A 13,968-nucleotide genomic window follows, 5' to 3' on the forward strand; every position below is an offset into this window, starting at 1 on the left:
TTTCTATTTCTTATCGAAATTCAAACCAATCGATGTTCAAGGCACTGAGTATATGAATTTTCATCGTATGCGTACCGGGGGATAATTGTACATTCGATACCGTAAAGTCATTATAGGTATTCCAATTTCCCGTAGTTGTGGAAACGGCATCCAACTGCGTCCCGCCATCAAAAGAGAGAGCAAACTTACCGCCATTTTCTGCTGCCGCGCGAACCTTGACACTGGAAATTTTCTCCTGAACGTTAAACGTATATTGAATCCAGTCGCCACCGGAAGTATTACTGATATGGACAACATTATTACTTGCACTGATAGCCACCCCCTGGTCGCTCCTGTAAGATTTGAAATTGCCGGACGAACCGTTCTTGAAACTATATTGTCCTTCGTCAAAGTCCTCAGCCTGAATGACACCAGGCACCTGACTGTATCCCGCACCGAACTTTATCCAGTCCATGTCAATATCCCCGCCCTTAATACGAAAGTCGATATATTGCTCGCCTGCTTCCAGCTCAACAGGATATACAAAAGTCTCATTCCATACACCGGCAGAACCGCTCAAAGAAATTTCCCCCGTTTTATATACCCCATTGATGGCAATACGGAATTTACCGCCCGAACGCTTCTGAAACATTCTGCAAGTGATGCCATAACGTCCCGCTTCCCTGACATTAATCGAATAACGTACCCATTCACCGGACTTCATTCCTTTAAGATACGTAACCCCATTTTGTGTCTCCTGCTTCATTCCGCCTTCCGACGGATTCTTATGATACCCATAATGTTCACCGCCCGCATTATAGTCCTCTGCCTGAATCACCACAGACGGCGACATCTTTACTTCCACGGCCTTTCCACTGCGGGGAATTCCCCAATTCCGTACCATTTTCAACTTATTATTCTGGTCATATTCAATCGGGTCTACACAGACCGAACGTAAAGCTCCTTTTCCCGAATGATTAGCCGTATGGTAGAACGAATACCAACGCCCGTTATACTCAACAATAGAACCATGCGCCGTTTCTTCACCATGAGGATACATATATGCACCACATGGAGTATACGGGCCTAAAGGATTGTTGGACATAGAATACTGCATCCGGTTACCGCCCTGGCTGGCCGCATGATTGTCCGAATGGCTCAAATAGTACTTACCTTTATATTTATGCACCCAAGGAGCTTCATGAAAATCGGTAAAACCGGTCAGAGGCATCATTACCCCATCCAGTTTCGTCCAGTCATCCTTACGTAACTTAGCGCCCCAACAACCTTTGCCGGCACCGCTGGTATAAATATAAGGCTGTCCGTCATCATCGACAAATACACAAGGGTCAATCGTAGAAGGAATGCCGTCAATCACTCCTTTCACTCTGAACTTCGCGGCAGGCTCTTTACTTGTTGCCACAAAAATGCGCCATGTATTCGCGTCAATCTTATGAGGGAAATAAAAATAGTACAATTGGTCTTCCTTATTATACGCACAATCAGGAGCCCACATAAAGCCGTCGATACCCATGCCTACGTGCGCTTTTACAGTAGCCGAGTTCATTATCTCTCCATGGTCTGTCCAGTTTTTCATATCCGTAGTAGAGAAAACATGGTACCTGTCCATGCGGTCACATCCCTGTGTCGGTTCCATGTCGTGTGAAGCATAGACATACAGTCTTCCGTCCGCCCAAACATGTGCCGAAGGGTCGGCTGTATAAAGCGTTCCCGTAAATGAGTTCTGAAACATCTGAGAGGAGAAATTGACGAACAACGGATTATGTTCATAATAGCCGTATCTGGGATATTCAAACTGGGAACCGTCCACTTTATCTCCTGTATATTCTCCGGTACGTGTAAATACGAACTTATCCAGATTGATGCTGCCCGTAGTGTACCACCTCAAAACATGCTTTCCTTCACTCAATTGCACATTCGTCACCTTGACCGAATGTGAAAAGACGCTCCAGTCATCTTCCGGCGAATCGACTATCTGACCGGCGGATTTCCCGTCCACCTCAAAATAAAAACTGGTCTTTCCGCCACCCGACACACAATATGTTTCAATAGAGTAAGCCCCTGCCTGAGTGACCTGCAATGTATAACAAAGCCAGTCACCATTATTGATATTACCAATATTAATGACCGTTCCGCTTTTGCTGATGGCAACTCCCTTTTCTGTACGATAATCCTTGTAGTTTCCAGCCGTGCTGTTTTTGAAGTTGAAAGAGATGTCCTGTCCGCCGTCATCAAAGTCCTCGGCTTCTATCGTAGCGGGGACTCCCGAAATCACAAACAAACTATTTCCTTCCTGGTCTTTCTTAAACGGAACTCCCCGATAATTGGCCAAGTATTCCTCGCAGCTTATCCCATTATCATAACGGTCGTCCACGTACTCATATTCATCATCACTATCCCCATCTTTCCCGGAATCATCATTAATGGACGAACGTTCTTCCTTACAAGCAACATTCAAGACGACTAATCCGCTAAAGAAGAGCGGAAGAAAATATCTCAAAGCAAATAATAAATTGTGTCTCATAGTTTTTCATTTTTATCAAATAACATTTATCATATCTGTATTTGCAAAGATAAATGGAGCCGGTTTCCTACTTTATTAAAACCGGATTAACCGGAGATTAAAAAACAATTAAATCGCTTAAAATGCCGTTTTTCATCTAAAATCCACCCGGACAACAGATGGAAACCAAAATAAAAAACATTCTTGCCCACAAGTTTTTTTAGTCCCGCAAAGTTGACAACCAAACCTTGCTTTTCTTCATTATTTTGAAGAAAAACGAGCGTTTTGTGCAATTAATCACTTTTTAATCCCAGATTAATTCTTTTCCTTCCCCCTTTTTAATGCTTTTCCCTTTACTTTGCCACAAACTAATAATATCAGAAAAACTATTAATGTATAAATATGAAGAAGAATCTAATCCTATTGTGCAGTCTGCTGGCTAGTTTTACCTTACAGCCCATACAGACGAATGCACAAACAGTTACTAACGGACAAAAGTTACTTTATCCCTACCCTTTTGCTCCCAGCGAGGGCTTAGTGAATAAAACCGAGAAAGAACACCGTCAAGAAATTTGCCTGAACGGCTACTGGGATTTTCAACCTGTTGCTTTACCGAAGGACTACAAACAAGGGAAAGGAACAGCTCCCGAATTGCCACTCCCGAAAGAAGGCGACAGTTGGAGTGCGACACGCATCAAAGTTCCTTCTCCATGGAATATCAACTCTTTCGGTTATCGTGATTTAGAGGGGCCCGACCATCGCAACTATCCTTCTTACCCGAAAGAATGGGAACAGGTAAAAATGGCATGGATGAAGAAGAACATCACCATCCCCGCCAACTGGACAGGTCAGCAAATCAAACTTCACTTTGAAGCCGTCGCAGGATATTCCGAAGTCTATGTCAATAAGAAAAAGTTAGGCGAGAATTTCGATTTGTTCCTGCCTTTCAGCTTCGACATCACAGATAAAGTGACTCCCGGCGAAACTGTGGAAATACTTGTAGGAGTACGCAGCCAGTCCTTATTTGAAGACAACTCGACTATCGGTCGCCGTATCGTTCCGGGCGGTTCCATGTGGGGATACCATATCAACGGTATCTGGCAAGATGTATATCTGTTGGCATTGCCCCAAATACATATAGAAGATGTATATGTGAAACCGCTGGTTTCCAAGAATACATTGGAAATAGAAGTAACCCTGAAGAATAAAACCACCCAGAAAGCCAACATACAACTGCAAGGCAATGTAAAAGAATGGATAAACTGTGCCGGAACGGACATTAATTCCGCTCCCGTTCCTGCTTGGACATTGGGTACGGAAGCGTTACAGGTAGCTCCGCTCAAAGTTTCGCTGGCAGCCAATGAAACACAGAAAGTCACTTTACAAGTACCTGTCGGCAAGAATACGCTCCAATACTGGACTCCCGAACAACCGAACCTGTATGCCTTGTTACTTTCCATAAAAGACAAAAAACAGACTGTCGACACGAAATACGAACGCTTCGGCTGGCGTGAATGGACATTGCAAGGAACTACACAATGTCTGAACGGCGAACCTTATGCATTGCATGGAGACTCCTGGCACTTTATGGGTATCCCGCAAATGACACGCCGCTACGCATGGGCATGGTTCACTGCCATTAAGGGCATGAACGGAAACGCAGTCCGCCCGCACGCACAAGTCTATCCCCGCTTCTATATGGATATGGCCGACGAAATGGGTATCTGCGTACTGAATGAAACCGCCAACTGGGCAAGTGACGGCGGACCGAAACTGGATTCGGAACACTTTTGGGAATCATCAAAAGAACATCTGAAACGTTTTGTCTTGCGTGACCGCAACCATGCTTCCGTCTTCGGATGGAGTGTCAGCAACGAGAATAAACCTGTTATCCTGCATGTATATAACCGTCCCGAACTAATGCCCACCCAACAAAAGGCATGGGAAGAATGGCGCGACATCGTACGCCTATATGACCCTACCCGTCCCTGGATTTCATCTGACGGTGAAGACGACGGCAATGGCATACTACCTGTAACCGTCGGGCACTATGGAGACATCAACTCCATGAAAAACTGGATTAACATCGGAAAGCCTTGGGGTATCGGCGAACACAGCATGGCTTACTACGGAACACCGGAACAAGTATCCAAATACAATGGAGAACGTGCTTACGAATCACAGGAAGGACGTATGGAAGGACTGGCAAACGAGTGTTACAACCTGATAGCCAACCAACGCCGGATGGGTGCTTCATACACCACTGTCTTCAATATGGCATGGTATGCACTGAAACCACTCCCACTCGGCAAGAGAGATGTAACGAAAACGCCTTCCGTGACGGAAGACGGCGTATTCTTCGGCGAATACAAAGAAGGGGTTCCGGGCGTGCAACCCGAACGTGTAGGCCCTTATTGCACGACATTCAATCCCGGTTACGACCCAACCTTGCCACTCTATCAGGAATGGCCGATGTATAGCGCTCTGCGTGCCGCTAATGCTCCGGGAGAACCGGCATGGTCACCTTACGCCACAATCGACAAAGAACAATACAAGGCCCACGAAGCCACAAATGCAACCGGGAATTATAAAGAAGTAGTATACGTGGGCAATCCGGACAGCAAAATAAAACAACTGATGGACGCACAGGGAGTAACATTCGCTTCAAAAATAACTACTCCTTCCTCACTGCTTTATATCATAGACGGTAGCCGCGCATTAGATGCCGCCACCCAAAAAGAACTGCAAAAGCAGCTTGCCAAAGGCGCAGATGCATGGATTTGGGGAATTACACCGGAAACCGTAGGAAGATACAACGAGATTCTACCGCTTCCGGTAGCCTTAGACCCGCTGAAACGTTCTTCTTTCCTACCTGTGCAGAAAACATGGATGCATGGGCTCAACAACTCCGACTTCTATTTCTGTGAACTTCAAAAGGCGGATGCTTCCGAGTATTCACTGAAAGGCGCATTCGTAGAAGAAGGCGATGTCCTACTGAACGCCTGCAAGACAGACTGGCGCAAGTGGAACAAACGACCGGAAGAAATCAAGACAGCCGGAACAATCCGCAGTGAATACGAATGTACGTCCGCCACTCCGGTGTTTGTCAAATACCGGGAAGGCGCTTCCACTTTCTATTTGAGCACACTAACCGAGTTCGCCAATTCAGAAAAAGGATACAATACACTGAGCGCTATCTTGAAGAACGCAGGAATCCAGTCCCAAAAGCCGGAAACCGACATTAACGAAGTCTTTTTCCTGCGCGACGAGCAGATGAACTTCCCGGTAGCCACCAAAGATAAATTCGTGAAAGAGAATGACAGCCGGACATTGGAATTTTATGTATTCAGCCCGCGTCCCCTGGACGACCTGTTGATAGAGCCTAATATGCCGAAACTCTCCCTGATGTTGAAAGCGAAGAAACGCGAACTGTTCATTAATGACAAGCCTTATACAAGCGTATCGCACAATGGGCGGAATGAAATAATCTATAAAGAGCTTCCTCTATTGCAAGGCTGGAACAAGTTTATCATTAAAATAGGAGAAGGCGACCGGAACGACTTTACCGGATTCTTCAAATGTGACAACAAACAGGATTTTCTTCCGACTTTAAAGGCTGCCTTCATCAACCCGGAAGACAAATAAGATAGGATTAGAAACAACTAAAAATAAAAAGTAACCATGAGAATTACACATTTCTTCGCTGCCGCAACAATCGTTGCCATATTAAGCGGATGCAATGGCGGACAGTCGCAGAGCTCCAACAAGGAGCCTGTCGACTATGTCAATCCGTACATAGGTAATATCAGCCATCTGCTGGTTCCTACATTCCCTACCATCCAACTACCGAACAGTATGCTCCGCGTCTATCCCGAACGCGCCGACTATACAACCGAGTTGTTAAACGGACTGCCTTTGATTGTCACCAATCATCGCGAACGTTCCGCGTTCAACCTCAGTCCCTATCAGGGAACGGAGCTCCGCCCCATCATCACTTACAACTATGATAACGAGCGTCTCACCCCTTACTCATACGAAGTAGACCTGGACGACAACCGCATGAAAGCAGAGTATGCCCTTTCCCATCAATCCGCCCTTTACCGGATAACCTTTGAAGCGGACAAACCTGCCTATATCATTGTCAACTCCCGCAATGGCTCTATCCATGTAGGTGAGAACTTTATCAGCGGACATCAGCAACTGAGCGACAACACCAATGTATATGTATATATCGAACCGCAGGAAAAACCGGTAAGCACCGGCATCCTGAACGACGGTGTCATCGAAGCCAGCAAAGACAATGCAGAAGGCATAAATGCTTGTGCAGCATGGCGTTTCGCCGATGGAACAACGACAGTCAACCTTCGCTATGGCATCTCTTTCATCAGCGAAGAACAAGCTGAAAAGAATATGCGCAACGAACTGAAAGACTACAATATAAAGAACCTGGCAAAAGCCGGGCGCCAACTGTGGAATGAAACCTTGGGACGCATCAAGGTGGAAGGCGGTACGGAAGACGACAAGACCGTATTATATTCCTCGTTCTACCGTACTTTCGAACGTCCTATCTGCATGAGCGAAGCCGGCGGCCGCTACTTCAGCGCCTTCGACGGCAAAGTACATGACGACAACGGTACACCTTTCTATAACGACGACTGGATTTGGGACACCTACCGCGCCGCCCACCCGCTTCGCACACTCATCGACCAGAAAAAAGAAGAAGATATTATCGCTTCTTTCCTGTTGATGGCGGAACAGATGGGAACGATGTGGATGCCTACCTTCCCCGAAGTGACAGGCGACTCACGCCGTATGAACTCCAATCATGCCGTCGCCACCATAGCCGACGCCCTTGCCAAAGGCTTGAACATAGATGCGGCAAAAGCCTACGAAGCCTGCCGGAAAGGAATTGAAGAAAAAACCCTTGCCCCCTGGTCGGGAGCGGCCGCAGGTTGGCTGGATAACTTCTACCATGAAAACGGATACATCCCTGCCCTTCGCCCGGACGAAAAGGAAACCGACCCGAACGTGCATCCTTTTGAAAAGCGTCAACCTGTTGCCGTCACACTGGGAACCAGTTATGACCAATGGTGCCTTTCACGCATAGCAGATGCATTAGGCAAAAAAGACGAAGCTGCCCACTATCTGCAATGTTCTTACAACTACCGGAATATCTTCAATAAAGAAACAAGTTTCTTCCATCCGAAAGATAAGGAAGGCAACTGGATTACTCCATTTGACTACCGTTATTCAGGCGGTATGGGTGCCCGTGAATATTATGGCGAAAACAACGGCTGGGTATATCGTTGGGACGTCCCCCACAACATAGCCGACCTCATCAACCTTATGGGCGGAAAAGAACAGTTCATCGCCAACCTCGACCGTACTTTCAGCGAACCGCTGGGACGCAGCAAATATGAATTCTATTCAAAACTCCCCGACCACACAGGCAACGTCGGACAGTTTTCCATGGCAAACGAACCGTCATTGCACGTACCTTATCTTTACAACTACGCAGGTCAGCCCTGGAAAACTCAGAAACGTATCCGCCAAATGCTGAAAACTTGGTTCCGCAATGACCTTATGGGGATGCCGGGAGACGAAGACGGCGGTGGCATGACTTCATTTGTAGTTTTCTCCTCACTGGGTTTCTACCCTGTCACTCCGGGAATGCCCGCCTACAATATCGGGAGTCCTCTTTTCACCAATGCAAAGGTGACCCTCAGCAACGGTTCCGTATTTGAAATCGAGGCTCCGGACGCTTCCGAAGAAAATAAATATATCCAGTCGGCTACACTGAACGGTCAAGAATGGGAGAAACCCTGGTTCAGCCACGATGATTTGAAAAACGGTGGAAAATTAGTATTGAAAATGGGCAATAAGCCGAATAAGGCATGGGGCAGCGGAATCAATGCCGCTCCACCCTCAGCAGACAGTAAATAAGCTACAACCGGTTTATATGAAGATGTCGCAAAATAGAATTTTCATTTCCTGCATTCTATTTTGGGACATCTTCATTTTTCATAAAACGTATGATAGATAGTAATGCCAAATGTTTGTTTCAAAGTATTGCCCCATAAATAACTCCCATTTCTTGGGGATATCATACAGTTTTTTGTATTTTTGCACTATAAACAGAGTACTATGAAATATCAACTGCAAATTTTGCTCTTCGTCCTGCTTTGCACGGTAGGTAAAGTGGACGCATCTTCTTTGTATGATTATGGTCTTTCTCTCAAATCCCATACAGTGCCGGGAGTAGAGAGAACCACCTTGTACTTGGATGATAACCAACCTTTCTCTATAAAAAACGACTTCATCATTTCCTTTCAGATGTATGTACGGGCAGGCGAACCCGACTTTGGTTCCATTCTCCATCTGCATACAAATACGAACCAGTTTATCCGCTTCTCATTTGTCGCAGGTGAAGAAAGGCATTTCCCGGCATTGGTGCTCAACGAAGGTATCGTGAACATAAACAGCCCCATAGAACGGGAAAAATGGCTGGATGTATCTTTGCACCTACGCCTGAAAGACAACGTTATCGAAGTAGATTACGACAACAAGAAAATATCGGCAATGGCTCCCCTGCAAGGAGTGAAAAGCGTAACGGCTTCATTCGGACAGATGCAACAATACCTGGCAGACGTAGCTCCTATCGACCTGAGAAACATAACCATCACACAAGATGGAAAACAGATACGAGAATGGAAACTGTGGAAACACAATGACGATGTCTGCTATGATGAAATAGAAGAGGCCGTGGCACGCGCAGTCCATCCTCTATGGCTGATAGACAATCATATCGAATGGAAACTTATCCACCAGGCTAAAATTCCGGGAAAACTGAACATAGCCTTTAACGTCCGCGACGCCTTGTTTTATATCGTCAAATCCCAGTCTATTGATATTTTAGATGAAAACGGAGTCCTTCAAAAAGAAGTAACCATACGCGGCGGTTATCCGGCTGTCGAGTCTCCCAACCATCTTATATACGATACATTAAGCAACCGGTTAGTCTCTTATTTCCCGAAAAAAGGCACAACTTCCAGCTTCTCGTTCGATATGGAGAAATGGAGCAACGAGGTACGCAATACGGAAGAAGCCTCTAACTACAACCATGCCAGGGCATTTAATCCGGCAGACTCTTCTTTCTATTTCTTCGGCGGCTATGGTTTCTACCAATACCGCAATGACCTCTATCGGATGAAGTCCGGCAGCGGTAAAGTAGAACAGATAGAATACGAACGCCCCCTCTATCCCCGCTACTCGGCAGCTATGGCGGTGGTAGGCGATGAACTATATATCTTTGGCGGCAGAGGAAACAAGTACGGCAAGCAGGAACTAAGCACTCACTACTATTGGGGCTTGTGTGCCATCAATCTGAAAACCAAGCAATCACGTATCGTCTGGCAAAAAGACAGCCCCAAAGCGGATGGCACAATTATGGCTTCATCCATGTATTTCGAACCATCGGACAGTACCTTCTACGCCGTCTCGACAAATAAAGGGGGCGTATTGTGGAAGATTTCGATGAAAGACTCCGTTTACACGGAAGTCTCCAAGCCTATATATAATGAATCGACTTATCAAGACTGCGACTTCAGCCTATATACTTCTCCGTCACATGGGAAACTGTTCCTGGTATTGGATAAGATACTAAGCAACCATACACACGATGTAGCTATCTATTCCATCAATATGCCGCTCGTGAATGAAATGGATATCCGGCAGTCCACGACTGAAGAGGATACCGGCAACTGTTGGTATATCTATGTCATCGGTATCATCCTGCTTGCCCTAGGTGGTTTTGTATTCTACCGCTTGAAATGCAAGAACAAGAAGGAAGAAACACCTTCCCCCAAGAAAATCGCAGAAAGTCCAGCTATGACAGAAACCGGAAAAGTTCCAAACCAACCGGAACCAACAGAGTATAAGACGACATCGAAAAGAGAAATAATGCAAGATACAGAACCAGTTTTCACTGAAACGATGAACTATTACGACCGTAGCCGTGCATCAATTTCTTTACTGGGTTGTTTCAACGTACGCGATAAAGATGGAAATGACATCACTTCCAACTTTACCCCCCGTTTGAAACATATGCTTATCCTGCTCATACTTCATACGGAAAAAAATGCCCAAGGCATCTTAGCTTCCAAGACCACGGAAATATTATGGCCGGACAAGGAAGAAACAGCCGCCCGTAATAACCGTAACGTAAACCTGCGCAAGCTACGGGTACTCTTGGAAAGCATCGGAGATATGGAAGTAATGATAGAAAACAATTTCCTGCGTATCAAATGGGGAACTGATGTTTTCTGTGATTACCACACTCTGATTGCCTGTACCAAACAATTCGAGCAGGAGAAAAGTGAAGAACTGTTGAACCGGATTCTGGAATTACTGCTATACGGCCCTTTACTCCCCAACACGATTCTCGATTGGCTGGACGACTTTAAGGACGACTATTCCAGTTATTCCATTGACTTGCTGAAAAACTTGCTGGACATTGAAATCAGCCGGAACCATCAGGATATGATTATCCGCCTTGCCGACATCATGTTCCTGCACGACCCGCTGAATGAAGAAGCATTGGCAGCCAAGTGTTCCGTACTAGTCGCACAAGGAAAGAAAGGTATTGCCCGAAACCTGTACGACCGCTTCTGCAAAGAGTATCATGACTCCATGGGTGAAACTTATAAAGTCCCCTTTGCCGACTTATAACCCGGACGACAAGCTATTTTTTAATTAAATTTTCTCTCCCTTTTCCCTGAACCACCGATAAACTTATCAAGATTTAGAGAAAGGGGAGTTTCTTTTCATACATTCCACACCACAAGCCTGAATAAACCGAGTGATATTCCTCTTTGCTCATAACTTTATTTTCACTTAATACAAAGGGTAAGCATCTGTTTGTGAAGGATTATAAGAAAAAAAAGACTTAATTCACATTTAATTGTTTTTTAATCCCCAATTAATCGCAAACACCACGCTTTTTTTATCGGTTCACAGTTCTTTTGCTGAAAATTAATCTTAAAAACAGAACTGTATTATGAAAGAAGAAAGAACACCTTAATCTAATTCGAATGATGAAGCCTATAATAAAAACAGGTTCTCTCATCCGACTGATTCTTAAATTTAGTGATTATTCAAAAATAAATTCATGAAAAGCATGAAACAACGATTTTCTCAGCACATGAGATACTATGAAAGAAGTCTCATTTTAGTTTTAATGCTGTTCAGTGCTTCGGTGATGCAGGCGCAGAACCGGACAGTTAAAGGAACAGTATCCGATGCACAAGGTGAGCCTATTATCGGTGCTAATGTAGTGATAGTAGGTGGTACAAAAGGTGTAATAACCGACCTTGATGGTAAATACTCTATTCAAGTCCCGGAAAACGGCGCCGTGTTGAAATTCTCCTATATCGGTTTTAAGACAAAATCATTCAATGTAGTAAAAGGAAAAAATGTATTGAATGTAACCCTGGAAGAAGACGCCGTCATGTTGGAACAGACAGTAGTAACAGCCATGGACTTGCGCCGTGATGAAAAATCACTTTCCACCGCTTTCCAGAAGATGGACGTGGAAAGCATGACCGAAAACCGGGATGCCGGATTCGTAAACATGCTGGCAGGTAAAGTAGCGGGATTACAGGTTATCTCCAATGGTGCCGCCGGTTCGGCTACCGTGCGCATCCGTGGCGCCAACTCCATTTCAGGTAACAACCAGCCACTTTATGTTATCGACGGTGTACCTATTATTAATGATGTCACCGGCGGCGAAATTGACTACGGTAACCCTGCCAACAGTATCAACCCGGACGACATTGAAAACATCGTAGTCCTGAAAGGTGCGAACGCTTCCGCCCTCTACGGTTCGGATGCAGCCAACGGTGCCATCCTGATTACCACCAAGAAAGCCGGTCAAAGAAGCGGACTGGGAGTTACCTACTCCACAAACGTGCAGTTCACCGAGTTTTCCCAATACCCCATCTATCAGAATATATATGGGGGCGGACATATCAACCGTTTTGAAAACAACAAGGCTAACTCATTCAATGGTGACGTCAAAGTGCCCTACGACCCAAATCTGCCTTACGGCATCCAACGGATGGGCGGTTATGACAACTCCCGTTCATGGGGCATGCCCATGTTAGGCTTCCAAGTAGTGGGACGTAACGGAGAACTCAAATCCTACGTTCCTACCCCGGCAAACACCACCTCCATGTATCAGACTGCTTACTCCTGGACGAACAGTGTTTCCATAGAACGCGCCACCGAACATGTCTCCACCCGTATCGGCTTCACCAACCTGCGGAGTGACGACGTATTGGAAGGATTGAACAACCTTACCCGTAACGCTTTCAACGTGCGTTCCAATGTGAAACTGACAAAGTCACTGGATGTCGACCTGAACGGTCGCTATACGCACGAGAATGTAAAAAACCGTTCTTACCGTAACAATTCCGACCGTAACCCTATCTATACACTTATGGATATGCCCCGTGACCTTTCCATACAGGAAATGTATCCCTGGAAAGACGAGAACGGAAAACCGACCGCCCTTCAATTCAAAAGCCCGGTATGGATGCTGAACGAGCTTTCCAACCAGGATAAGAAAGAATGGTTGCTGGCGGACGTAACGGTCAACTACAAAATCACCAAAGACCTGAAACTGCGTTTGAAAGCCGCCCTCGACCTGAATATGAAAGAAGGATACGAATTTCGCAATATGTACACTCCGGGGGATGCCGACGGATTCTACAAGGAGTTTACCGAAAAATCACGCAACTATACTTACGAAGCCATGCTTTCTTACAACAAGACCTGGAAAGACTTCAACATATCCGCCAGTGTGGGTGCCAACTCGCAGGACTTCCTATTCAAGAAACAAAACTCGGAAATCGGCACATTGGCTACTTCCGACTTTATCTCTCTCACCAACAACGGTGCTACTGTCAAATCATGGCCGGAGTATAACGCGAAGAAAAAGCAGGCTGTCTACGGAACCGCCAGCATAGGTTACAAAGATTTCATCTACGTGGACGTAACCGGACGTAACGACTGGTCGTCTGCCCTGCCTTCCGACAACCGTTCTTATTTCTACTCTTCTTACGGTGTCAGCTTCGTACTGACGGAGCTAGTGAAGAGCATTCCTAAAGACTGGTTATCCTATGCCAAGATTCGTGGTTCTTACGCCAAGGTAGGTAACGATACCGGCTTCGACCAGTTGCTGAACGGATTCAGCTACAATACTTCTTATCTGGGAGACATGGCATGGTTTGAAAGCGAGAACAAGCGAAAGACCAACTCATTGAAACCGGAAAGCACTACATCTTTCGAGACAGGTCTGGACCTTCGTTTCCTGAAAGACCGCGCTTCCTTAAGCTTCACCTACTACAACAAGAACACCAAAAACCAAATTCTGACTTCCACCATCAACGGTGTAAGCGGCTATGGAG

5 protein-coding genes are annotated in these 13,968 nt (G+C 45.7%); 4 read left to right on the plus strand and 1 reads right to left on the minus strand.

Features of this window, described 5'->3' with window-relative positions:
• Nucleotides 1-10: 10 nt before the first annotated feature.
• The gene (locus AB5443_RS19100; RefSeq protein WP_277134157.1) at nt 11-2,524 is read right to left on the minus strand and encodes a carbohydrate-binding protein; all 2,514 of its coding nucleotides are present in this window, start codon (nt 2,522-2,524) and stop codon (nt 11-13) included.
• 381 nt (nt 2,525-2,905) lie between these two features.
• Between AB5443_RS19100 and AB5443_RS19105 the strand changes: the two genes are divergently transcribed.
• The 4 genes from AB5443_RS19105 to AB5443_RS19120 form a co-directional block, all read left to right on the plus strand.
• Entirely contained in the window at nt 2,906-6,148 is a 3,243-nt protein-coding gene (locus tag AB5443_RS19105) for a sugar-binding domain-containing protein (protein WP_307995440.1), read from the plus strand.
• Nucleotides 6,149-6,184: 36 nt separating this feature from the next.
• Nucleotides 6,185-8,446: a GH92 family glycosyl hydrolase gene (locus AB5443_RS19110; protein ID WP_307995439.1), complete on the plus strand. Its 2,262-nt coding sequence runs from the start codon at nt 6,185-6,187 to the stop codon at nt 8,444-8,446.
• A gap of 201 nt (nt 8,447-8,647) precedes the next feature.
• The gene (locus AB5443_RS19115) at nt 8,648-11,230 is read left to right on the plus strand and encodes a hypothetical protein (protein WP_307995438.1); all 2,583 of its coding nucleotides are present in this window, start codon (nt 8,648-8,650) and stop codon (nt 11,228-11,230) included.
• Nucleotides 11,231-11,678: 448 nt separating this feature from the next.
• A partial coding sequence (locus tag AB5443_RS19120) for a SusC/RagA family TonB-linked outer membrane protein (protein ID WP_368119625.1) occupies nt 11,679-13,968 on the plus strand: 2,290 nt, incomplete at its 3' end.

Source organism: Bacteroides sp. RTP21281st1_H5_RTP21281_210402 (genome assembly GCF_040918965.1).
In the GTDB taxonomy this organism is placed as follows: Bacteria; Bacteroidota; Bacteroidia; order Bacteroidales; family Bacteroidaceae; genus Bacteroides; species Bacteroides congonensis.